Origin of the sequence: Xenorhabdus siamensis (assembly GCF_037996745.1) — a bacterium.
Lineage (GTDB): Bacteria > Pseudomonadota > Gammaproteobacteria > Enterobacterales > Enterobacteriaceae > Xenorhabdus > Xenorhabdus indica.
Genome location: NZ_JBBMXE010000020.1, coordinates 164129 through 189547, shown reverse-complemented (window position 1 = coordinate 189547; position 25419 = coordinate 164129). Strand labels below are relative to the sequence as shown.

General features: G+C 46.7%; 13 protein-coding genes and 8 pseudogenes. 14 read left to right on the top strand and 7 right to left on the bottom strand.

Annotated features, from left to right (window positions below):
* From AAC852_RS18985 to AAC852_RS18975, 3 genes and pseudogenes are all read left to right on the top strand, one after another.
* Window positions 1–630, top strand: a 630-nt coding sequence (locus AAC852_RS18985; RefSeq protein ID WP_340622332.1) for a TraM recognition domain-containing protein, incomplete at its 5' end; no start/stop codon positions are given.
* Window positions 631–639: 9 nt separating this feature from the next.
* Window positions 640–1398 (top strand): annotated as a pseudogene (locus tag AAC852_RS18980) (TIGR03747 family integrating conjugative element membrane protein).
* 159 nt (window positions 1399–1557) lie between these two features.
* A complete protein-coding gene (locus tag AAC852_RS18975; protein WP_340619667.1) occupies window positions 1558–2595 on the top strand; it encodes an IS630 family transposase in 1038 nt (345 codons plus the stop codon).
* Between the two features lie 536 nt (window positions 2596–3131).
* On the opposite strand, the pseudogene AAC852_RS18970 reads toward AAC852_RS18975, so the two are convergent.
* The 5 genes and pseudogenes from AAC852_RS18970 to hsdR form a co-directional block, all read right to left on the bottom strand.
* Window positions 3132–4196: pseudogene (locus AAC852_RS18970) on the bottom strand (restriction endonuclease subunit S); the annotation flags it as partial.
* Window positions 4195–4764 (bottom strand): annotated as a pseudogene (locus tag AAC852_RS18965) (IS982 family transposase); the annotation flags it as partial. The pseudogenes AAC852_RS18970 and AAC852_RS18965, both read right to left, overlap by 2 nt.
* Before the next feature lie 96 nt (window positions 4765–4860).
* Window positions 4861–5514 (bottom strand): annotated as a pseudogene (locus AAC852_RS18960) (restriction endonuclease subunit S domain-containing protein); the annotation flags it as partial.
* On the bottom strand, window positions 5514–6983 hold the full coding sequence (locus tag AAC852_RS18955) for an N-6 DNA methylase (protein WP_340622331.1): 1470 nt from the start codon (window positions 6981–6983) through the stop codon (window positions 5514–5516). The gene AAC852_RS18955 and the pseudogene AAC852_RS18960, both read right to left, overlap by 1 nt.
* A 66-nt stretch (window positions 6984–7049) precedes the next feature.
* The gene (gene hsdR / locus AAC852_RS18950) at window positions 7050–9485 is read right to left on the bottom strand and encodes an EcoAI/FtnUII family type I restriction enzme subunit R (protein ID WP_340622330.1); all 2436 of its coding nucleotides are present in this window, start codon (window positions 9483–9485) and stop codon (window positions 7050–7052) included.
* A gap of 251 nt (window positions 9486–9736) precedes the next feature.
* On the opposite strand from hsdR, the gene AAC852_RS18945 reads away from it, so the two are divergent.
* The 11 genes and pseudogenes from AAC852_RS18945 (at window position 9737) to AAC852_RS20105 (ending at window position 20719) form a co-directional block, all read left to right on the top strand.
* Entirely contained in the window at window positions 9737–10135 is a 399-nt protein-coding gene (locus AAC852_RS18945) for a TIGR03757 family integrating conjugative element protein (protein ID WP_340622329.1), read from the top strand.
* Window positions 10132–11027 (top strand): annotated as a pseudogene (locus AAC852_RS18940) (TIGR03756 family integrating conjugative element protein). The gene AAC852_RS18945 and the pseudogene AAC852_RS18940 overlap by 4 nt, the downstream one beginning before the upstream one ends.
* Window positions 11028–11039: 12 nt before the next feature.
* The gene (locus AAC852_RS18935) at window positions 11040–12461 is read left to right on the top strand and encodes an integrating conjugative element protein (RefSeq protein ID WP_340622328.1); all 1422 of its coding nucleotides are present in this window, start codon (window positions 11040–11042) and stop codon (window positions 12459–12461) included.
* Window positions 12462–12466: 5 nt separating this feature from the next.
* Window positions 12467–12805: a hypothetical protein gene (locus tag AAC852_RS18930; RefSeq protein ID WP_340622327.1), complete on the top strand. Its 339-nt coding sequence runs from the start codon at window positions 12467–12469 to the stop codon at window positions 12803–12805.
* A pseudogene (locus AAC852_RS18925) lies at window positions 12802–14315 on the top strand (conjugal transfer protein TraG N-terminal domain-containing protein). Before AAC852_RS18930 ends, AAC852_RS18925 begins: the two are co-directional and overlap by 4 nt.
* A 216-nt stretch (window positions 14316–14531) precedes the next feature.
* A complete protein-coding gene (locus tag AAC852_RS18920) occupies window positions 14532–15719 on the top strand; it encodes a hypothetical protein (RefSeq protein WP_340622326.1) in 1188 nt (395 codons plus the stop codon).
* 469 nt (window positions 15720–16188) lie between these two features.
* On the top strand, window positions 16189–16482 hold the full coding sequence (locus AAC852_RS18915) for a hypothetical protein (RefSeq protein ID WP_340622325.1): 294 nt from the start codon (window positions 16189–16191) through the stop codon (window positions 16480–16482).
* Window positions 16483–16823: 341 nt separating this feature from the next.
* Window positions 16824–16991 carry a hypothetical protein gene (locus AAC852_RS18910; protein WP_340622324.1) on the top strand — a complete coding sequence of 56 codons (168 nt, stop codon included), beginning with the start codon at window positions 16824–16826 and terminating at the stop codon, window positions 16989–16991.
* A gap of 10 nt (window positions 16992–17001) precedes the next feature.
* Window positions 17002–18336: pseudogene (locus tag AAC852_RS18905) on the top strand (reverse transcriptase domain-containing protein).
* Between the two features lie 233 nt (window positions 18337–18569).
* Window positions 18570–19588, top strand: a pseudogene (locus AAC852_RS18900) (IS110 family RNA-guided transposase).
* Window positions 19589–20410: 822 nt separating this feature from the next.
* The gene (locus tag AAC852_RS20105; protein WP_422824321.1) at window positions 20411–20719 is read left to right on the top strand and encodes a GNAT family N-acetyltransferase; all 309 of its coding nucleotides are present in this window, start codon (window positions 20411–20413) and stop codon (window positions 20717–20719) included.
* Between the two features lie 63 nt (window positions 20720–20782).
* Here AAC852_RS20105 and carB read toward each other — a convergent pair whose 3' ends face one another.
* Both carB and carA read right to left on the bottom strand, forming a co-directional pair.
* Window positions 20783–24007, bottom strand: a complete 3225-nt coding sequence (carB, locus tag AAC852_RS18895; RefSeq protein ID WP_340622323.1) for a carbamoyl-phosphate synthase large subunit — start codon at window positions 24005–24007, stop codon at window positions 20783–20785.
* Window positions 24008–24024: 17 nt separating this feature from the next.
* A complete protein-coding gene (gene carA, locus AAC852_RS18890) occupies window positions 24025–25185 on the bottom strand; it encodes a glutamine-hydrolyzing carbamoyl-phosphate synthase small subunit (RefSeq protein ID WP_340622322.1) in 1161 nt (386 codons plus the stop codon).
* Window positions 25186–25419: the final 234 nt, after the last annotated feature.

Below are 25419 nucleotides of genomic sequence, written 5' to 3'. Positions count from 1 at the left end.
AGTGTGGCCGGGCAGATTTATAAATATGGCATGAATGCAGGGTTGCCGGTTCGCCATGACGGGAAATTGGCGATTAACCTGCATTGTGACGAATTCAATGAACTGATGGGGGATGAGTTTATCCCGTTGATTAATAAAGGCGGAGGTGCCGGTATGCAGGTCACGGCCTATACCCAGACCTCCTCGGATATTGAAGCCCGTATCGGCAGTCCGGCCAAAACGGCGCAGGTGATAGGCAACTTCAATACCCTGATTATGCTGCGGGTGCGGGATAACCGCACGGCAGAGCTGCTCACCAGCCAGCTGCCGGAAGTGGAAATCTACAGTAAGACATTGGTCTCAGGGCATTCGGATATTGCCGATGTTGAACAGGGACAGGATTTTACCTCGTCTACACAGGACAGGGTCGGCACGGTCAAAACACCACTGGTGACGCCGGCTGAGATGATTAACCTGCCGAAAGGACAGGCATTCGCCTTATTGGAGGGCGGGCAGTTGTGGAAGATTCGAATGCCTCTGCCCACCGGTGATGACGATGATGCCCTGATGCCGGCGAGTTTGCAGAACATCGCCGAGCAGATGCGGCGGCACTACCGCACCAGTGAGAACTGGTGGGAAGAGAAAGGCTAATTTCACGTCATGGCACCGTCAGAAAATCAATCCCGCCCCGTATCCCAACCGCCCCGCAAGCAGGGTCTGCTGTATCGTGTGCTATGGGAATGGCCGTGGCAACTGATTGGTTTTATTGTCATGTCGTGGTTATTTAGCCTGTTACTGGAATACCTCGGGATGACTTTTTTCTGGCCGGACGAGGGCGCGGCTCACAGCCAGACGATGATGACAACGGAGCTGCAATTTTTATCCACGGAGTTTACCCGGAGTCTGTTGTTGTCAGAACCTTCACAAACGGTCTCTGACTGGCTGGCATAGACCTATCAATGGCTGTTTGTCGACAGTGGTTTTCTGCACCGGATACAGGGGCAACAGCAATATCAGCTTAATAGCCGCAATGATTTTCTGCGTGAATTCAATGCGGTATTACATAGCATATCGGGTTATTTGCGGGAATATGCGCTGGCTACCGTGTTTATCACGATGGTGACGTTAATTCGATTAGCCATTCTGGTGCTATCCGTTCCGCTGTTTGTGATGGTGGTGTTGGTCGCGTTGGTTGACGGACTGGGACGGCGGGATTTACGCCGTTATGGCGCAGGTTATGAATCCAGCTTTGTTTACCATCATGCCAAGCGGGGCATTAAACCGGCCTGCACGACCCCCTGTGTGTTGTATTTATCGTGGCCGGATGTGGTGTATCCCACGATGATATTGTTGCCTGCTGCGCTCTTGCTGGGAATGGCGGTGGTGATTACAACATCGATGTTTAAGAAATATCTTTAAGCGCTGCACGATGGAAGGCAAAACAGGTTTTTATTTTGCCTTCGGTTGTTAGTAGACACGCCACGTGAGCGGTGTGTCAGTGATAAGTATTAATACGTTTATACCAATCATCATTGAAGATGCTTGATTTCTTATCCGAATCAGATCATGCTTGCAACCATGAAAATTCATCTGACACCAGACCAAAAACACGCCCTCGAACTGATGCATGATACAACGCGTGATGGACGCGTTCGCGACCGCATCAAAGCGGTTCTTTTGGCTTCCGAGGGCTGGACTGCTCAGATGATTGCTCAGGCCTTACGTATTCATGAAAGCACTGTCAGTCGTCATCTGAAAGATTATTTCAGTCAGGAAAAACTCGCCCCTGAAAATGGCGGTTCTGAAAGCCATCTGTCTGCCCGGCAAACCGCTGAACTGGTGGATTATTTGACGGTGAATCTGATGCATACTACCGCACACATTGTGGCCTATGTCCAGGCACGCTGGCAGGTTTCGTTCACCGTGGCCGGGATGACCAAATGGCTTCACCGTCAAGGGTTCAGTTACAAGAAGCCGAAAGGGGTTCCTCATAAATTTGATGCGGATAAACAGCAACAATTTATTGAGGCCTACCACGCCCTGAAAGACGAATTCGGTCAGAATGAGCCGATTCTGTTTATTGATGCTGTGCATCCCTCACAGTCTACAAAATTAAGCTATGGCTGGATAAAATCAGGGGTAAAGCACGTCAAAATGATTGAAACTACAGGCAGCCGTACCCGACTCAACATCATGGGCGCCCTTAATTTACAGTGTATTGAAGAGACTATTATTCGTGAATATCCGAGCATTAACGCGGAAAATGTGGCGTATTTTTTCGGTGCCATTCGAGAAACCTATCCGCTTTCGCAGAAAATTCATCTCATCTTGGATGGGGCGGGTTATCACCGTACCGATTTGGTGAAAGATATCGCCGAGATCCTCAACATTGAGTTGCATTACTTGCCACCTTACAGTCCTAATCTCAATCCCATAGAGCGATTATGGAAATATATGAACGAGCAGGTGCGTAACAATGTCTACTTCGCCACACCGAAAGTGTTTCGCGAGGCAATTCACTCCTTTTTTCGTGTCACACTCCGGGAAAAAGCGGGTGGACTCGCTTGTCGATTGAATGATAATTTCCAGATTTTGAAACCGGCATCTTCAAGTTAGATTGGTATAGAAAATGTATAATTCCACCTTCCAAAGGTTCCCCTTGTCTGACAGTTACACAACTAGATAACAAAAAAGTTAAAAAAATAGGAGTTATTATCCTGCGCATTTCATATTTACCTTAAAATACATAGTTTATCATAAACGATAATGTTATTTACTTGTTGAATGAATTAAGATTCAATTATCTATCGATATTTTACATCAAATTATTTTAAATTTATAGAGGCAAATAATCACATGGAGAACTCATACTAGATAAATTTTATGTTAAATTTATCTGAATACAATCTGCATATAAATATAAAAACATTTCAATTAAAATATTTGACGCACTTTAATATTTCGTTATTTATATACTCTATAAACTTCAAGATAGAATTTATGATGTTATTCTCTCCTCGCGGAACAGTGGAGAGAACTATCTTTAACGTTGAAATTTAAAATAAATATAGAAATAGAGAGTAAGCATGATTACTGATGATGGAAATAAAGCGGCAATTGCGCCGCTTTATAGTTTTGGAAGAATGATAAAATTAATTTATCGCCACATCAGTGAATGTATCAGCCAACTGTAACTGGGTTTGTTGGGCAACCTGGATACGAGATTTAATGTCCTCAATTAATATATGCAATCTTGAGACCATATTTATAATTCTCTGTTGTTCCTTTAGTGGTGGTAATTTAATCACTGGCTCTATAACATCTTCTCTCGATATTCCAGGGATTGCTATGCCTACCCCTTTAGACTGAAAATAGCTGTACATGCTATCAAGTACTATTTTGAGGTAACTTGAGCTTATGCCAATTGCACGAACTGCCATAAGTTGCCGACTAATAGCAATATCAGTGTTTGCAACATTGAGTTTTCCAAGTCCAGCCCCTTTACATGTAATTAATACATCTCCTTCTGCGGCTATAGCTCTTTTCTCATTGGTATATTTGGAAAATGTGGGACTAACAGAGCCAAATTCTGCTGGACCAGTAATATAAGGAAGCATTTCATCATAGTACTTTTCTTCATATTCATCAGGTTTCAAATGTTGGCCCGAAATCAGATTAATACATTCACCCAAACGACACCACTCCCACCCATCTGGCAATTCAAACGGTTTTTCCTCATCGCTAATTGGCGGTAACGGTTTTTGTTTTTTAATTTTCCCGTCTTTCACCAGTTGCGCTTTTTCCTGCGCAATACGTTTGAGCAGTTCAGAGGCTGGTTCATCATCTGGATCTTGTGGCACCAGTTTGCCCATTACCGCTAGTTGTAGAATAGTCTGTTTTAAGGCGTCAATGCTGGTTTCGGTAGTAAACAGCGCATCGAAATGCTCACTAATGCGTGCCCAGTTGTCGGTCAGTTCGTTGGCGTCTTTACTGTCGGTCAACGTGGTTAGTAGGGTTTCTACCAGTTGTTGGTGGGCATCCAGACTGGTCAGGGAGTGTTGTTCCAGTTGGTCGCAGAGAGCCATGAGTTCTTTTACTTTATCGGTTATACGAATCTGCTCAAACGATGGAGGAATAGCAATTAACCCTGAAAAGAATTGTTTATCATTGATTGCGGGGTAGGCAATACCCGTTTGACAACTTTCAACGTAATTAACCCCAATGAGAACCCGTGAGATCTTTTGATAATTCGCGTACAGGCTCCCTATCATCCACATTACCCGGGGTCACTTTAAGCGCTAAAATTTCGCCCAGATGGTTAATAATCAGGTGTAATTTGAACCCATAGAACCATCCCATTGAGGTTTTTCCGCGTTGCGCTATGCCCTGAAAGACCTTATGACGAGGAATACGGATGTTATGACAAACGCGCAAACTCGTGGAGTCGATAAAAGCAATGCCTGTCGGTTTTCCTTTTAATTGAGTCAGATAACTGGATAAGGGGACCAAAACGGACGGGGCAACGCTGATAAAACGGGTATAACTGAGCAAGGAGGGGAAGTCGCGGTGATGGTATTGCCAGATATGCTCCAAATAAAAGTTTTTAAAATCACGGTAATGCGACCGCTGAAAGAGGATTAAAATTGTCATGATTTCACTGGGATACATGCGGCCTTGTCTGCGGCGCAGGCGGTATCCGTTATCGAGACAAAACTGCGCCCACTGGGGGATGAAAAGACGACAAAAGTCGTCGACATCGCAGAAAATTTCAACTAACTTGTCCATGGCCTGTTCCTCCCCGGAGTCGTTTTAGGCTTTCACCAAAACTTTGCTCCTGGAACAGGCCTCTCGTCAATTTCTTATCCAGAATTCAGGTTAATTAATAAAAACAGGGGAACGCAAATAATAATATATAAAATTTGCACTTATAGCAGTGTATGGATGAATGATAGCAAAAGCGGTACTGGCAATCGGCTCTGGATAAATTTCATTCTCAACTATAGCAATATTTAGCAAGTATGGACGAACCGTAGAGTAAATTACAGTACCTTTCTGAACAACTTTTCTTGCTCGGGATGGTGCATCTTTCGCCGAAATGACAAACGGATCCTCAATGATACCGCATTCTTTATTTATTGAACTTACATCTATGTAGGTGAAGTTTGTGTCAGGAGTTTTCTGCCCCCAATCATGACCAATTTCATTAATCCGCGTCCACTCCCACCCCTTTGGCAGCTCAAATGGTTTTTCATCCTCACTAATCTCCAGCAGCGGCTTCTGTTTTTTGATTTTCCCTTGCTTCACCAGCTCGGCTTTTTCCGTAGCAATACGTTTCAGCAGCTCTGATGCTGGCTCATCGTTCGGATCCTGCGGTACCAGCTTGCCGCGTACTGCCAGCTCCAGAATCAGCTCACGTAGTTTCTTAATGCCGTAGAGCTCGATTTTGCCGGAGCTACCGCGCCCGGCGGTGGAGCGGGTTTGTAACGCTGTAGTCCAGGTATCGATATGATCGATAATCAGCTTTTCCGCTTTCATCAGTTAGCCTCCTTACCGGAAAGCGCTGCACCGAGGATATCGCGCAGCTGATTACGCAGCGTCTGGATCTCTTCCTGCTGCTTCGCATATTGTGCGAGCAGTTCGTTTGGATCGTGGCTGATGGTTTCGGCCTGATGTGGGTTTTTGATATCGAGATTGAAATTGCGGGCAATCACTTCGTCGATACTGACTTTCCATGCCTGTTCATTCTCAACGCGGCTGGAGAAACCATCGGCTTCTTTGCCCCACCAATCGATCTCGGCTTGGAATTCTTCAAATTTCATCGGCTTGGTTTTACTGTAGTTCTTCACGCCCGCCGGGTACGGATGCTCGTAGAACCAGATTTCTTTGGTTGGTTGGCCTTTGGTAAAGAATAGCAAGTTAGTTTTAATGCCGGTATATGGGTTAAACACACCGTTAGGCAGACGCACGATGGTGTGCAGATTGCACTCTTCGGTTAGCAATTTTTTGATTTTGGTTTTGACACCTTCGCCAAACAGTGTACCGTCTGGTAAAACTACCGCTGCGCGGCCGTTTTTCGCCAGCACTTCAATAATCAACTGTAGGAATAAATCCGCCGTTTCGCGGGTTTGTGTTTCTGATGGGAAGTTCTTCTCGATACCATCTTCTTCGGTACCACCAAACGGCGGGTTGGTGACAATCACATCCAACTGTTCATCCCATGAGGAGAGCGGTTTATTCAAGGTGTTGTCGTGACGAATCTGTACCGGTACTTCAATGCCGTGCAAAAGCATATTGGTGGTTGCCAGCAAGTGCGGTAGCTGCTTTTTCTCCACGCCGTGGATCTGTTTTTGCAATGTCTGATGATCGGCAATACTCTGCACATGATTATTCTTGATGTGATCGAAAGCGCAAGCGAGGAAGCCGCCGGTACCACAGGCTGGATCCATAATCGACTCGCCGAGTTTAGGATCGAGACGATTGACCATAAAGCGCGTCACCGCACGCGGGGTATAGAACTCACCAGCGTTACCCGCGGATTGCAGGTCTTTGAGGATTTGTTCATAAATGTCGCCGAACAGGTGGCGTTCGCTGGAGCTGGTGAAGTCGATCTCGTTAAGCTTATTGATAACCTGGCGCAGCAGGGTGCCGTTTTTCATATAGTTATAGGCATCGCTGAATGCCTGCTTGACCACAAAGCCACGTGGATTCTTGTCGATAGGGGCGGTGAGGTTTTTCAGCGCTGGGAATAGATCGTCATTAACAAATTCCAGCAGAGAATCGCCAGTGATACCTTCGCTATTCGCTGCCCAGGTGCGCCATAAATAACGCTGTGGGATGGGAAACTGATAGTTATCAAGCTCGAGTTCTAACGTCTCTTCCTGGGCATCGAAGATTTTCAGAAACAGTAGCCAGGAAAGTTGACCGAGGCGTTGTGCATCACCGTCCACACCGGCGTCTTTACGCATAATATCCTGTAATGATTTGATAACTGAGCTTATTGACATGTTGTATTCCGTTCAAAATGAGGCCTCCTGCAGTACATTAATTGCAGAAGGCATAAAGGGGAGTTGTTACGCAGAGCGGGGCGGTAATTGATAGATTTCGTTTTCCAACTCGCTGATAGCCTGATTATACCCGTTACGGTCGCCAAATCCGGTTTTAATAATCTCCAGTGGCATACCCATGCTGTCGAATGGTTTAAGTTTCAATACCTGAATACTCTCAATCTCCTGCACGCCTGCATCGGCATATTTATCCAGCAGGTTGTTCAATACCATCTGGGCTGCTTCGGAGTATTTGGTGAAATAGTTTCGCTTGCGCACGTTTTCGGCACGCTCTTTACGTGTTAACGGCGGCTGACCATACACCACATGACAGAGCATGTCGAATGGATCGAGGTCTTTACCGACTTCTTCTGCCAGTACTTCCCAGATAATACCTTGTTGTTCCAGTTCATTAATGATCACTTCTTTACGGTCGGTATCCTGCCATTTTCGGGTGAAATCATCCAGTGATGCATACTCTTTGAGCAGTGTTTTGCGGGTGTAATCTTTAAAGGATTCGGTAACGAGCTTGCCGTCAGTATCGTAATATTGAATCCGCTCAGCGATGACTCCAACGGCCACGCCATTAACGTGGAACTTGCGGATTTTGTTCTCATCGTCTTTAGGTAATGGGCCGACATCGTCCGGATCATGAGTGGTATAAGGTGCGGGATCTTCGTTGGCGCAGGTGATATTATCTTCGCCTTCGTCACCTTCCTCTATTTCTTCCAGCAGTTTTTCAAAATTGGAATCCGGATCAGCGATATTTTTTGGCGTGGTCTCCATGACTTTTTCTGGAATGCCGTCGAAGCGTTTGTCAGCAAACAGTTCGGTGGCTTTTTTAAAGTCGAGAATGGTAAACCACAGCTTGTTGTGACGTTCATCAATACGGGTACCGCGCCCGATGATCTGTTTGAACTTGGTCATCGACTGGATGTTCTGGTCTAACACGACCAGTTTGCAGGTTTTGGCATCCACTCCAGTGGTCATAAGGTCGGAGGTAGTGACGATAACCGGATACAGCTTTTTGGAATTGATAAAGTTATCCAGCTGGCCTTTGCCTATCTCATCGTCACCGGTGATTTTCATTACGTATTTGTCGTTCTTTTTCACCTGCTCCGGATTGAGATTAACCAGTGCACGGCGCATGCGTTCAGCGTGAGGAATGTCGTTACAGAAGACGATAGTTTTATCCATTGGATTGGTGCGCTTAAGATAATCGGTGATGGTTTTCGCTACCAGTTCGGTGCGCTCATCAATCACTAGCGTACGGTCAAAATCTTTCTGGTTGTAGATACGGTCATCAATCAGTTCGCCGTTTTTATCCACTTGATCTTTGGTTGGACGCCAGCCTTGCAGATCGACATCAATATCCACTCGCACCACTTTATATGGGGCAAGGAAACCGTCTTCAATTCCTTCTTTTAGCGAGTAAATATAGACTGGATCGCCGAAGTAATCGGTGTTGGAAACTTCGTGAGTTTCTTTTGGTGTGGCAGTTAAACCGATCTGTGTAGCGGAGCTAAAGTAGTCGAGAATTTCTCGCCAGGCACTGTCTTCCGAAGCGCTGCTGCGATGACATTCGTCAATAACAATAAGGTCAAAAAAATCAGGAGCAACCTGTTTAAAGGCTTTTTGTTCTTCTTCTGATCCGGTAATAGCTTGATATAGCGCGAGATGTATTTCATACGCGGGATCGATGGTACGCCCAGTGACTTTGGTCATTGCTGAGCCAAACGGCTGGAAATCGTTATTCTTAGCCTGATCGACCAGAATATTGCGATCGGCAAGGAACAGGATTCGTTTCTTACTTTTGGCTTTCCATAAGCGCCAGATAATCTGGAAGGCGGTATAGGTTTTTCCCGTTCCGGTCGCCATCACAAGCAGAATTCGGTTTTGCCCGGCAGATACAGCTTCAATGGTTTTGTTGATGGCCTGTAGCTGATAGTAACGCGGTGATTTTCCGCTGCCATCGTCGTAGTAATTCTGAGTGATTACCGGAAACTGAGCCTGCGTGTAGCCTTTCCACACGCAGAACTTGTCCCAGAGTTCTGCTGGAGAGGGAAACTCTTCTAAGGTAATCTGTTTTTCAATTAGATTACCAACGGCGGCAGTAGCATCGCGGAAGATAAAGCCATCGCCGTTAGTGGAGAATACGAAAGGCACATCTAACAGCCGCGCATACTCAATGCCCTGCTGCATTCCTTTGCCGATTTCATGCTTATTAGCTTTGGCTTCAATCACCGCCAGCGGAATGCTGGGCTTGTGATATAGCACAATGTCAGCGGATTTCACTGTTTTACGTGCTGCGACTTTACCGCGCACGATGACTTTGCCATCCCGGAGTTTGACCTCCTGTCTGATTTGTGTCGTGTTGTCCCAGCCAGCATCAAGGATGGATGGCATAACGCACTTGGTAATGATATCTGCTTCCGTCAGGTTACTCAGGTTCAATTTAGCCATTGGGCATTCTTATCCAAAAAAGTAGTGAGCAAATTCAATACAAAAAAGGCCAAAATCGCCTTTATTCATGTGTATTATGAGAATCAGTTAGTTGTCTTATACACATTGTATCTTCTCACTTTTTAAAAAAATTGGAATGAATATAAGACTATATTAAATATTTTTATATCTAGTAAAAAAGAGTTCTTTGCTGATTATTCTGGACTTTTTTTGCATGCTTCCTGTTTGTTTTCATAAATAGGGAGATGAGGATGAAAAAATGTTATTTATTATGTTGGTTGGGATGGTTAACCGCATCAGTGAGTCATGCTCAAACAACAACTTATACTGATAATCAACACCCACCCATTAACCTTTCTTCTGAAACACCGGTCGTCTGGTTGGATGAAGCTGAACAACAGCAAAAGCAACTCTTTGCCCAACTTTCTGCTGATCCCCAGCAAGCCGCAAAGCAGGCACAAGCGATGCTGCAATCACCCCAATGGCGTCAGCAGGAACAGCAACTTATCAAGGCTTACCGTGCTGTGGTGCAGGCATGGCAATCCGGTGTGCAGAAGTATCCGGCCGTGGTCTTTGATGATAGGGAGGTGGTGTATGGCACCACGGATGTGGCAAAAGCCTGCGCACTCAGGGAGCAACATCAGCCATGAGTCTTCAACGTGTGGCGTTTCCTGCGCTCATTACCCTGATAACGGCATTTACTCCGGTGACACAGGCCTCAATCAATACGGCCCAGATTGTCGCCAGCAGTATTTCGCCCTCCTGTATTCAGTGGCGGGTCAGTGGCATCTGTTACTGGCTGCTCTGTGGCCTGCACGGTTGTACCGCGAAAACCTCGGTGAAGGTGACCCATTATCTCCCCGAAGTGGTGGTGTCTACCTATCACGCCTCTGGGGGTAATCCGTGGACTGAAATGGCGCAGGTCAGTCAACTCTCCGGTGGCGTGGAAAATACCGTGACCGGGGCGTTATCCCATCTGAGTGTCGGTGGGGTAACCACAATGTCCAGATTGCCGGGCAAATCCCCGGTTATTCGTGTCGCAGTGCGGCCACCCCGCTGATGCCTTATTTTCTCAGCACACTGGATAGCGTGGCATGGCGCTCGGGTCTGCCGGAATCGTTCTATCCGGAAGCCCTTATTCCCGGCCAGCGGGAACTGGGCAGCCAGATGGCCGGCACTATGTGGGGCAATATTTACCCGCGCTCAGGCTTTGTCAATCAGACTGATGATGACAAGGCATCTGCCGTGGTCGCCCAGCGGGTCGTGGATATTATCACCCGAACCGGGCAGCCCCATGTTTATCAGACACTGAAAGGCACCCGTACTGCGGGTTACTGGCCGCCAGAATCGGTCACCGAAAACACCGGCACCAAAAATCATCAATGGCAACGGTTATCACCGACGTTAAGTCAGTCCTGCGCCGTGTTTCCGGACGGGGAGCACACGGCGGCAATTGATGGCAATCAGGTCTATGCCCTGTGGCAGCCTTACAGTTGCTGCCAGCGGCGCGGACAGCGTTTTCTCAGCAGTACGGATATCTGAACAAGGGATGTTATGAAGAAAATAAATGCGTTATGGCTGATAGTTAGTGGGCTAGCCATCACTTCGGTACAGGCCAATGCCACCGGGCTGTCCCTGACCTTACCGCAGGTGAACCGCAGTGCACTGGGCTATGGGGCAGAGGCCAGCGGTGCGGTGTCTGATACGTTGTTCTATACCTTAGGGGGCGGTTCGGTGATATCTGAGCCGGCCAGTCGCAGTGGTTCCGCCACACTCGGTGGGCTGGAGCTGGGCTGGCGTTCGGATTTGATGTGCGGCAATTTTGACCTGAAAGCCACGGTCAGTAATCAGTTGAACGGTATCACGGCCGGATTCAAGAACCTGATGAGTGATGTGATTCAGGGCGCCACCGGTGCGGTGGCCAGCCTGCCGGCGATGATTATTCAGCGTGCCAATCCGGGACTGTATGACATGCTGACTAACGGCGTGTTGCAGGCGAATGTGGCGTTCGACAAAGCCCAGTTCAACTGTCAGGCGATGGCCAATAAAATGATGGATTTTGCACAAAATAATAAATGGACTCAGTCAGCGGCCTTGCAGGAATACAAAAGTCTGGTTAACGGCGGTGATGGTGATGCGGTGCGTGTCAATAACGCCGGCAGCAAAGCCACCGGTGCCGGCGGGCATCCGTGGGTTGGCGGGCAACGGCAGGGGGGCAAGGGACAAAATGCCATTCGTCCGACCCGGTATTTAGCCAGTGCGGGTTTTAATATGATGAACCAGATGCCGGTACTGAGTCAGTCGTCGGTCAGTAGTCTGAAGTGTGAAGGCAGTGCCTGCCGTAAATTCAGCAATGCCCGAGAGGCGGCCGAAGCCGTGGTCAGCGTGCTGGGCGACCGGGTCATCCGCACCTGTGCTCAGGCGGCAGACTGCACCAGTGGCGGCGAGAAACACCAGCCGGGCACGGGGTTTGCCCCGATGCTAGAAGCCCATACCCAAACTAATACGGAACAACTGGTGAAGTTGGTCAGTGGCACGGAAAAACCGACGATGGTCAATTTGGCGAAACTGAAAACCGGCAGTCTGACGGTCACCAAAGGCGTCATTCAGGCCTTGCAGCGTGACCCGGACAGGGCTGCCCTGACGGGACGTTTAGCGGGGGAGCTGGCGATGGCGGAAACCGTGGAAACCGCGTTACTTATGCGGAGGATGCTTATCACCGGCATGTCCGAACCCAATGCGGCGGCACAGTCAGAAGCGTTGGCCGAAGGGGAACGCCGGATTGCCGCGCTGGATCGGGAAATCAATGCGCTGAAGAATGAAATGCAGCTGAAGCAGGCCCTGTCCCGTAATGCTATCCTGACCATTATTGAGCGGGACACCCAGCGCATCAACATGCATCCGCAAAAACAGGTCCCGGACAGCACTGATGCCCGTTTTTACCAGTTGGAAACCCCAAGCCGTGAGCGCAGGTAAGGCGGATGATGACAGAGAAACATTCAATATTCAGAAAAGGTGCCGTGTTATCACTACTCACCGTGTTGGTGATGGGCATTACTTTTGCAACAGGCTGGGTCGGGCTGCATCAGGCAGAAAACCTCTCCCGGCTGCATCACTGGATGACGGCAACTGAGGGAGTCTGGTTCGTCTGGCGGTTAAGCCTTTATATGATATTGGGCTGGATAGGTAAGAAAATCTGGCAGAAGACCACACACCAGCCAGTATACCGCGCCGCGTTGATGCGGATGATGGTGGCCAGCCTGCTGTTTATCCTGTTGGGCGAGTATGTCCTGTCAGGCACTATTGAGGTGACACGATGACGGCCAACAGCTATCTGGAATATTTTCTGACATTACTCGGTTGGGTCATCAACAATGGCCTGTGGCACATCCTGATTGCGACCGGACTGTTTACGCTGCCGTTAGTGGTAAAAGTGATTTCAGTCTGGCTGACAGTCAGAGAATGTGGCGAAGAAGACGGTCAGGCCGGGTTACAGTCGCTGGCCCGGATTGAAAACACCCTGTACGGCGCGTTCTTCGTGATGGTGGTGTGTTGTGTGCCGCTGGTCAATGTCAGCCTGACCACCCTTCAGTACGATACTTCCCGTGCCAAAAGCTGTGGCACCTGGACACCGACAACCCCGGATAACAGTGGGTATGCACCCGTAATATCCAGCCTGAATAACCAGACCGCGGCTGTGCCGCTCTGGTGGGCGGTGGTGCACCGGTTATCCAAGGGACTGACACAGGCGGCGGTGGCGTCCATTCCCTGCCGGCCGGATCTGCGGCAACTGCGCTTTGACGTGCATCACACCCGCATCAGTAATCCGGCTCTGGCCGCAGAATTGCAGGATTTTACCCACGATTGCTATGCCTTAGCCCTGTATCAATGGAAACAACGCGATCAAGAACACATCACTGACCCGATTATCCTGAATGATATCGGCTGGCTGGGCAGTCGGACGTTTTTAGCCGGGGATTACCGGACGCTGCAAGCCCGCCTCCCCCGGGCGGATTTTCCGTGGCAGGAGAATCGGGATAACGGGCGACCGTATACTGGGCAGGGCGGATACCCGACGTGTCAGGCCTGGTGGTCAACGGCCCAGACCGGTCTGAAAGACCGGGTACTGGCGCAGGCCGACCCGGGGTTGTGGTTGCGCCTGTCAGCGACACTGAAAATACTGGGTAAAAACACGCAGGCTTATCAGGAAGTGGTGATCCGCCGTCTGGTCAGCCCGGTAAACCTGAGCGTTTCACAGGACGGGTTGTGTATGCTGGGTATGGTGGTAGTGCCGATCCCACCTTGTTGGATGGCGCTAATCGAATCGGCACTTCCGCAGGGGCTTTATTGGGTGGATTACTCAGTATGCCGGTGTTTGATGCGGTACGCCAGGCGCTGCCGATGATGCAGGCGGTAATTTTGATGGCGTTGTATATCTTCATCCCGTTGATCCTGCTGTTTGCGGCCTATGAATTTAAGACCATCTTCACGCTGACATTTGTGATTTTCGCATTGAATTTTTTGACCTTCTGGTGGGAACTGGCGCGCTGGCTGGACAGCCATTTACTGGAAGCCCTGTACGGCTCAGACACCCACAGCCTGTTTAATCTGGCGGGTATTCAGAATACCTCGGACGATTTAATCATGGGGCTGGTGATGGGGACGCTGTTTATCGTCCTGCCGATGGTCTGGCTGGGCGCATTAGCGTGGGCCGGCGTGCGGATGGGGGATATGGCAGGTATGATGAGCCAGGGCGTGGGGCAGGTCAGGCAATCTGCGGGTATGTTTGGACAGTTGGTGCTGCAAAAGATGATATCCAAAGGAAAATAAAATTGTGAGGCCGTTTTTTCTGTATCTGGAGCAGGAATATTTTTTCGAGAATATTTACATTTCACTGGGGCTATCATGTCTTTTATAAAATCATCTTGTTTGGAATGAATAACAATATCAACTCATATTATTGTGTTTTATGTTATATTAATCTAATAAATTTACTTATTACTTTTAACGCATTGTGAGTCGTTTCACACTATTGGATTTTAAATTATGGAATGTAATAAACTTCTAAAAAAAATTGGCATCTCAGTTTTACCAATGTCATCAATTTCCTCTATCATATCAATAGTTATTATTTGGTTTTTCCTTAATAGGATGGGACGTTTGGATATATTTAACGAATCTGTCAGTTTCAAAAATATGTTTAATATTCTTGTGTTTTCTTTTATTATTAACATGGCGTCTTTTTTGATTATTTTCTTCATGGGGTCTTGGCTATTATCTCTTTTCATACCGGCAGAAAATAAACACTTTATTTATTATGATAATATAAAAAATAATCTTATAACGATACTTATGGTAAGTGGGTTTTTCACTCCAATAATTATTGCATTGAGTGTATTTATCTTTGATGATCCTAGTAGTGTTTTTCACATAATTATTCTTTCTTCATTTTTTATTTTGGTAGTTAGTATATCAATTGTGTCTTACCTTATGAATAAAAAAATATTAAATCAAGAGCTAAGAATCAAATCAAACACCATAAAAAACAAATATAAATTTAGAATTTATTTATTGATTCCTTTTTTTATTTCTGTTTTATCTTATAGTCAAATTATTCCTATATCATTGTTTTCTGATTCAATGAAATTTCCTGATTTAATGGGAGATACTTATCAAGTTATTGGGTTTGTGGCTATTTCTTATGCTTTTTATATATTTACTATATTTCCTGGGGTTGTTTTTATACGAATGAATAATGGTGAAAAATTAGTCAAGAAAGTTACTGTTCCGATCGCGCTGGCATTTGCCATAATGTTAGTGATGTCATACTTTATTACTGTTATCCCGGTTATGTTTGTTCACTCTGTAATGAAACTTTCAGGGATCAGTGATTTTACACCTCATACTTATTTGGTAGATGAAAAAGAATATCCTCAGAACCTTTTTGATAAAGGTGTATGGATAAGTTGGAAAGTTGAGGATACAGGGAAAATTGCTATCAGAGCGGTTTCTATATTTTCATTTGGTGAGTTTCAGCTTATGTGTCCTTCAGAAATTACTAAAGCATATAAAGAGAGTTGGAAATTTATTCCGGGCAATACTGATTATGATAATAAGGTTAGGAAAGCGCTTCAGGAAGACGCTGAATGGTGTATTGCCTTCAATAAAGAAGATATAAAAAGATGGAACGTACCTATTAGTTATCAGGAAATTAATTCAGCAACAGATAGATAATTTTGATAGTGAAAAAATGGAACATTATTCGACACTACAATAGCTCTTATTTCCATGGTCTGGCTTATGTGTGCAATAGTTTTTTCATTTGAAGACTAACATCATGAGCCTTAGTCGATTTGTTTAGAAGAAAATTCGTGAGATGAGTATGATAGAGCAAAAATTTGCTCGTTTCATGTATAATTGTTAGCATCTCCATTAGTAATTATCAAAGTGCCCATCACCTCCAAGGGGCAAAAAAATTCCCGTAGCCTGAAAGGGAGTGCATGATTGCGGTACATCTGCCCACCTTTGGAAGCAGATATTGTCAGACATAAACCCCTTGTCTGGCGATGAAGGTTTCTTAAACTCAAAATATCTCAAAAGGATGTTTTTATATTGTCATTGAAGTGTGTTGAACGTTGATTCATGCACTGATGTTTTAAATCAACATAGATACTATTTTCCTTTATCTTCAATGAACAACAGGATGTTTTTCGCCTATCCAGTTCATACTTCTCATTATCTCTGCCTGAAATATTCAGCGGACAATTTTTCTACACCAAAACAATTAACTCATTGCTACCATTTCACACTGAACCTTACGGTGACTACTGGTATTTCAATACTTGCACGACTTTTTCTGATCGTTTGTGGAACTCAAGGCGTCACTTTTGGCAGGTTTACTGCTGAAAGTGACGCCATAGCCAAAGAACAACACAACCCTGACAAGCCCACGCCTATTTCACCACTCAGTGAATCTGACGCTGCATTTTTAGATTGAAAAAGGAGAACTTGACGATATCGAGGCTAATGAAATGGACAGTGCGCTGGGCAAAGCTGTACTGATCTTGCGGGTGAAAGTCCCGTCGTAGAAAGGGATTAGCCAGACCACTACGTAGCGAGTCTTGCATCTCCGGCGGTAACAAAGGAGATGAAGCGTAGACAGCGAAACACTCGAGCCGAAACCAAAAGGTGAACGTGATAGCGCCGAAATACATTTAATCGTGTGTGCCGATAGTTTTGTCCAGCCAGCAGGCAGCAGCGTCTGAATGGTCATACTGGCAATTATCCATTCAGCAGCACACACCGGAGCCGCAGGCGTCGGCGAGTTTGTAGAGAACAGTGCGGAACCCAGGAGATCCCGATATTTCTCAAGGGAATGAGTATTTCGGGTACAAGTGCCAAACACAAGGCCTGAGAAATGAATATCAGGAAGTCGGAGTCAGTCATAGTAGCGTTGAAACGGGTAATGACCGTGGAGCGAAGGGCTGGCAGACAGATCGAACGTAAGAGGGCAACAATGATCGTACACAGCAACGACGGAGTATCATGGTTAACGAAACTTGAGCGTATAGGCGAGAAATCAGCAGGTAACAAGCAGCAGGTGTTCAATAATTTAGGGCATTTGTTGAACGGTGACATGCTGAAATGGCAATTCCAGCGGCTGGACGGGAGTAAAGCCGTGGGTATTGATCGCATGACAAAAGCCGCTTACGGTGAACATTTGGATGAGAATATACAACCTCTTATCCTGCGGATACGCAGAGGGACGTATCACCCGAAAGCAGCCCGGATAACCGAGATCCCAAAAGAGGATGGCAGTAAACGGCCTCTGGCCATTTCGTGCACAGAGGATAAACTTGTCCAGCTTACGGTCAGTGATATCCTCAGCCGGATTTATGAACCGTTGTTTATGCCCTGTTCCTATGGCTTCCGGCCGGGATTAAATTGCCATGCGGCATTAAAGGCACTGCAACAGCAAACATTCCATAACTGGAATGGAGCGGTAGTAGAAATTGACATCCGAAAGTATTTCAACATGATACCTCATGATGAGTTAATGAATATACTTCGGAAGAAAATATCAGATCGCCGTTTCCTCAGATTGATCGAGGTATTAATCACGGCGCCCGTCATAGTGGGTAAAGAGATGTCCAGCAATGTGTGCGGATGTCCGCAAGGTTCAATCCTGTCGCCGATACTGGCCAATATCTACCTGCATCATGTCATAGATGAATGGTTTAATGAAATCAGCCACTCTCATATTCACGGACGGGCAGAGATGGTGAGGTATGCCGATGACATGGTGTTTACCTTTCAGTATCCCAGAGAGGCAAAACGTTTCTATAAGGTGTTACCTAAGAGACTGAATAAGTATGGCTTGGCGTTGCACGAAGACAAATCGCAATGAATCCCTGCGGGTCACATCGCGGCAATGCGAGCCAACCAGTCGGGAAAACGCTTGCCCACGTTCAATTTTCTGGGGTTTACCTGTTATTGGGGGAAAACGCGAAAAGGTTTCTGGCGGCTGAAGTTAACCAGCCGAAAAGACCGTTTTGCAGCCAAATTGAAGGGATTCAGGGACTTCCTTTGGAAGAATCTGAATACGACTGACAAAAGGCTTATCCTGAATACCGTCATCAGAGTGATCAGAGGCTGGATAAATTACCACGGTATCTCTGATAACCAGAGACGAGTCGGGCAGTTTATCTACCAAAGTACGCGAATAATCTACCGATGGTTCAACCGTCAAGGGGGACGCCGCCGACTGACGGGGAAGAAACTGAATCTGATCCTGAAAATGCTGGGTTATCCGTTACGATGGAAAACACATTCAATGTTCAATTCTTGCTGAATAGGTGTGGGGGCACGGATCTGTCGGGAGCCGGATGCGGTAGTTCCGCACGTCCGGTTCTGCGGAGGGGGCTGTCTGGGTGACCGGACAGCTCTACTCATCCATCCCAACCATTTAGCCCTCGGCATGATTGTGCTGGGATTGAGAGATGAGGCGTGGATCCTCACCGATTTCCGGCCTTATAGTGCCTAAACGTGGGAGCTTGTTGCTCCCTGATGACTGGAGGAACCCCCATGAAATTTACTCCTTTTGGTGTCGATATTGCAAAACATTTGATGCAAATTCATTTTGTCGATGAATACACCGGTGAAATCATTGATAATCAGCTACGGCGGTAGGATTTTTTAACGTTCTTCAGCAACCTGCACTTTGCTTGATTGGTATGGGAGCGTGTGGCGGTGCGCATTATTGGGCACGGGAACTGAGAAAACTGGGGCATGAAGTGCGTTTGCTTCAAGCTCGGTTTGTCAGGGCATTCAGGATGGGAAATAAAAATGATGTGCAGGATGCCCGGGCCATTTGGCTAGCGGTTCAGCAACCCGGTAAATCCGTTGCAATCAAAAACGAGGAACAGCAGGCCATCCTGTCATTGCACCGGATGCGCGAACAACTGGTCAAATTCAGAACCGCGCAAATCAATGCATTACAGGGTTTGTTACTGGAGTTCGGCGAAACCGTACATAAGGGCAGAACCTCATTGGATAAAGCAATGCCGGAGGTGCTTGAACGGCTAAGGGAAAAGTGGGCTCCCTTCCTGCCTGAGCTACTTGAAGAACAATACCACCGCTTGAACGAAATCGATGAACACATTGAACAGATGGAAAACCAACTGACATCGTGGGCAAAACAGAATGCCGATTGCCAACGGATTATGAAAATACCCGGTGTCGGTGTGCTGATTGCGATAGCCGCCATCGCAACGATGGGCGCCCCCAGTGCGTTCCGGTCGGGCAGAGAATTTTCGGCCTGTCTGGGATTGGTGCCGAAACAGACGGGGACGGGAGGCCGGATCAAATTACTGGGGATCAGTAAACGGGGAGATACCTATCTGAGAACGCTATTTATCCATGGATCAAGGGTCGCCACCTTAACCACAAAAACGCCCTTACCATGGGTGACGGAGCTAAAAAAACGGCGTCCGATCTGTGTGGCTATTGTGGGGATGGCCAATAGGCTGGCCCGCACTGTTTGGGCATTGGTGGCTCATAAACGGGGCTACCCAAAAGATTACGTTAGTGTCAGGCCTTATTGAGGCCTTTCACCAATTAACTTTCATTTTTAACCACAAGGATGAATGCAGAAAGATTGCCGAGGCAATAATAATGATGACAAGGACAGGTAAGACCGTGACTTGCTAAACCTGTATGGTCGCCAGAGCGTCAAGCTCGTCGGAGGAATGAGGAGCCAGCCAGCGGATTACATCGAGGCCCGCCGCATCGGCTGCAATAAGGCTGATGTTATGAACTCCCGCTCCTCACGGAGTAAGATGGGAATTCATCAATAAAATCTAGCCAGTTTTGGGAGGAAATTATGCCTAATCTCATCATCGGCCTTGATATTGCTAAAAATATTTTTCAAGTTTATGGGACCAACCACTGTGGCGTAGCCACTATTAAACAGAAGTGACGTCGAAATAGTGTGTTGAAGTTTTTTGCGACTTTAGATTGGGATTGAAGCCTGCCATAGTGCATATTATTGGGCACGGGAATTGACAAAGTTGGGGCGCACGGTTCATTTGTTGTCGGCGGAAAAAATGATGCTAATGATGCTGCGGCGATCGGTATGGCAGTAACAAGACAGGATATTCACTGTGTGTCCACAAAAAGTGCCGAGCAGCAATCATACAGTCATTGCACCGAATACGGGAAGGGGCTACTCAGGAAAGAACGGCTAAATCAAATCAGATCCGTAGTCTGTTTTCAGAAGAAGGCCATATCAACAAACTGCTCTTTCATGCCGGGTTTGCAGGCTTTAAAGAAAGCTTAGAGTGCATTAACCGAAATTTCTCAGTGCTGGCATCCTGCACGATACATGTTGTGGATCATTTCAGTGAACAAAATCGTGCTCTCAACTTATATGGAACAGCCACTTTAGGGCAACTACTATTGAATTCTGTTTTTACATTTTACCCTTACCTCAAGCCATCAAATGTCTGTATAGATTACTTGTTTCCACATCTGCCACGCCTAAACCGAAAGATGATTCTTGCGTTCTCTACAACCTTTCTGTTGATCCGGAATTTTCCCGTCAAGGGATTGGTTCCCAACTATTCGAACAGGAAATCCTCCGGGCTCGAAACCGAAAGTATAAAATGATTGAGAGCTGGACGTTGCTACTACCAACCAGCGCGCTATCAGCTTATATCAACATTTTCACCAGATAAAAAAATAGCTCCCTGACTTATTGGAGAACCAACTTTGGGGGAGCTGTTTTTTATACGATTAAATTACCCAGTAATTTTTGCGTGCATTTCCTGTACAGAAATTACCTGCTCAGTCGGATCAGCACTGAGAGCCATCGTGGTTGCAAAACCGCCATTCAGGGTGGTGTCATAGTGCACTTTATATTGTAGTGCACTGCGCCGGAGCAGTTTTGAATCTTCAATTGCCTGGCGGCCAGCGGTAGTATTGACGATATAGTCATATTCACCGTTTTTGATTCTGTCCTGAATATGTGGACGGCCTTCATGAACTTTGTTCACCAGACGTGGGTTGATCCCGGCTTCACCCAATACAATGGCTGTACCGTGAGTTGCGTCCAATTCAAAGCCATGTTTGAGCAGTTTGGCTGCTAAATCAACAATGCGTTCTTTATCCTCTTCACGTACTGACAGTAATGCCCGGCCTTTTTTACGCAGAGTGGAGTTACTGCCCAGCATCGCTTTGGAGAAGGCTTCCGCAAAAGTGCGACCAACACCCATCACTTCACCTGTAGAGCGCATTTCTGGCCCCAGAATCGGGTCAACTCCAGGGAATTTGTTGAATGGCAATACCACTTCTTTCACGGAATAGTAAGGAGGAATGATTTCTTTAGTGACTCCCTGTGACTGCAAGGATTGCCCGGCCATCACACGTGCTGCAACTTTCGCCAATGGCAGACCTGTCGCTTTGGAAACAAATGGAACCGTGCGTGCTGCACGTGGGTTCACTTCGATCAAGTACACTTCGTTGTTTTTCACAGCGAACTGGACATTCATCAAACCACGGACACGCAATTCAAAAGCCAGTTTTTCAACTTGTTGACGCATAACATCCTGAATCTCCTTGCTTAAGGTATATGCAGGCAAGGAGCAGGCTGAGTCACCAGAGTGAACACCCGCCTGTTCGATATGTTCCATAATGCCACCTATCAGGACATGTTCCCCGTCACAGATAGCATCAACATCGACTTCAACAGCATCATCAAGGAATCGATCCAACAGAACCGGAGCATCGTTGGAAACACTCACAGCGGTTTGGAAATAACGGCGCAGGTCTGATTCATCGTATACGATTTCCATTGCACGACCACCTAATACATAGGAAGGACGAACCACCAGCGGGTAGCCAATGTTGTTCCCTTTCTCTACCGCCTGTTCAATAGTGGTGACAGTGGCATTGGCTGGTTGTTTCAGACCAAGACGATTTACCGCCTGCTGGAAACGCTCACGGTCTTCTGCACGGTCAATGGCATCCGGGCTGGTGCCGATAATGGGTACGCCTGCTGCTTCCAGTTCGCGAGCCAGTTTCAGTGGCGTTTGACCACCATACTGGACGATCACACCTTTTGGTTGCTCAACGCGTACAATTTCCAGTACGTCTTCCAGTGTTACTGGCTCAAAGTAAAGGCGGTCGGAAGTGTCGTAATCTGTTGAAACCGTTTCTGGGTTACAGTTAACCATGATGGTTTCATAACCATCTTCACGTAACGCCAGTGCCGCATGTACACAGCAATAATCGAATTCAATGCCCTGGCCGATGCGGTTCGGGCCACCACCCAATACCATAATTTTCGGCTTGTCGCTATTTGGATTAGCTTCGCATTCATCTTCATAAGTGGAGTACATGTATGCAGTGTCAGTTGCAAACTCTGCGGCACAGGTATCTACTCGTTTGTAGACCGGATACAGGTTGTAATCCTGGCGCAGTTTGCGGATCTCTTTACCGGATACGCCGACCAGTTTTGCCAGACGTGCATCTGCAAAACCTTTACGCTTGAGCTGACGCAGGAAGTCGGAAGTCAGGCCGTTGATGCCTTGCTCTGCTACTTGTTCTTCCAGACGTACCAGTTCTTCGATCTGTACCAGGAACCAGCGGTCAATGTTGGTCAGGTTAAAGATACCATCAACGGACATACCGGCACGAAAAGCATCTGCAACATACCAGATACGCTCAGCGCCCGCATCTTTTAGTTCGCTGCGGATTTTGGTCAGTGATTGCGGGTCATCCAGATTGACTTTCGGATCGAAGCCGGTTGCTCCGACTTCCAGGCCACGCAAAGCTTTTTGCAGGGATTCCTGGAAAGTACGGCCAATTGCCATGACTTCACCAACAGATTTCATTTGAGTTGTCAGGCGATCATTGCTGCCGACAAATTTTTCGAAATTAAAGCGAGGGATCTTAGTCACTACATAGTCAATTGATGGTTCGAAAGAGGCCGGAGTACGCCCACCCGTGATATCGTTCATCAGTTCATCAAGGGTATAACCAACGGCCAGTTTTGCTGCAATTTTTGCGATAGGGAAGCCTGTTGCTTTGGAGGCCAGAGCAGATGAACGGGATACACGTGGGTTCATCTCGATAACAATCAGGCGGCCATTTTTAGGGTTAACAGCAAACTGTACGTTTGAACCACCGGTTTCTACACCAATTTCACGCAGTACGGCCATCGAGGCATTACGCATGATTTGGTACTCTTTATCCGTCAATGTCTGGGCGGGAGCCACAGTAATGGAGTCACCAGTATGGATCCCCATTGGATCGAAATTTTCAATGGAGCAGACGATAATGCAGTTATCGTTTTTGTCGCGTACTACTTCCATTTCATACTCTTTCCAACCAATCAGAGATTCATCGATCAGCAATTCATTGGTTGGGGAGAGATCTAAACCACGTTCACAGATCTCTTCAAATTCTTCGCGGTTATAAGCGATACCCCCCCCTGTTCCACCCATAGTGAAAGAAGGACGGATGATACAAGGGAAGCCAACGTCTTCGGCTACAGCCAGCGCTTCTTCCATTGAATGGGCAATCCCAGAACGTGCAGTATCCAAGCCGATTTTTTTCATCGCCTTGTCAAAACGCTGACGATCTTCTGCTTTATCAATTGCATCTGCGGTAGCACCAATCATGGTTACACCGAATTCTTGCAATACACCCTGACGTTCCAACTCTAGTGCACAGTTCAGTGCTGTTTGCCCCCCCATGGTTGGCAAAATTGCGTCCGGGCGCTCTTTTTCAATAATTTTACGTACGACTTCCCAATGAATTGGCTCAATGTAAGTGGCATCTGCCATTCCTGGATCGGTCATGATAGTGGCTGGGTTAGAGTTCACCAGTATGACCCGATAGCCTTCTTCCCTCAGAGCCTTACAAGCCTGTGCTCCTGAGTAGTCAAATTCACATGCCTGACCAATAACAATCGGACCAGCACCTAAGATCAGGATACTTTTAATATCAGTACGTTTTGCCATTTTTCCTTTTCTCCTGATTATTTGGTGTTCTGAATATCTTGCTGACGATACTGTTCAATCAATTCAATAAAGTGATCGAACAGAGACGCGGTTTCATGTGGACCAGGGCTGGCTTCAGGGTGTCCTTGAAAACTGAATGCAGGTTTGTCAGTACGGTGGATACCTTGCAGAGTACCATCAAAGAGTGATTTATGAGTCACCCGCAGATTTGCCGGTAATGAATTTTCATCAACGGCGAATCCGTGGTTTTGTGCGGTGATCATGACGACATTACGATCCAAATCTTTAACAGGATGGTTGCCGCCGTGGTGACCAAACTTCATTTTTACAGTTTTTGCACCGCTCGCCAATGCCAGTAACTGATGGCCCAGACAGATACCAAATACAGGGATCTCGGTGTTCAGGAAAGTTTTGATTGCTTCGATTGCATAATCACAAGGCTCTGGATCGCCGGGTCCATTGGACAGGAAAATACCATCCGGTGCCATTTTCAGAACTTCGTCTGCGGAGGTTTTTGCTGGCACGACAGTAACGCGGCAGCCGCGATCTACCAGCATACGCAGAATATTACGCTTAACTCCAAAATCATAAGCAACAATATGGTATGGCAGTTCTTGCTCTTTGCAAGCTTCTGGTAATCCATCTGCCAGTGTCCAGCTTTCCTGTAACCACTGATAAGATTGTGTGGTAGTCACTTCTTGCGCCAAATCCATACCTTTCAAGCCGGGAAATGCTTTTGCTTTTTCAAGAGCAACTTGAGCATTGACCTCATCACCTGCAATGATACAACCGTTTTGTGCGCCTTTTTCCCGTAACAGACGGGTCAGTTTACGAGTATCAATATCAGCAATGGCAACAATGTTATGACGCTTTAAGTAGTTAGACAGATTGTCTTCACTGCGGTAGTTGCTGGTTATCAAAGGTAAATCACGGATTACTAAGCCTTGGGCTTGAATAGTGGGAGATTCTTCATCAGCGGCATTGATGCCGACATTACCAATATGAGGATAGGTGAGAGTAACAATTTGGCGGGAATAGGAAGGGTCGGTAAGTATTTCTTGATATCCGGTCATTGAGGTATTGAAGACCACTTCTCCAACAGCCACACCCTCAGCACCTATGGCGCGACCGTGAAATTGGGTTCCATCTTCCAGAACCAATATAGCTGACTTAATCAAAACGCCCTCCAGAATGAATAACAAATCGCACTCAATGCATATTAATTCAGAATTAATCCTTTAAATCAATGCCAATTATGATGTTTGTCAAAATTTTGGCAAATTGCGCGCATTCTAATGATGAGAGGGGGGCTTGTCTACAAAAAACACCCTTTTTATTGTTTTTTTTGCGACACTCACTGTTGTATTATTGAAATTTACCTGAAAAACATAAGAAAAGTGCGAGTATATTCA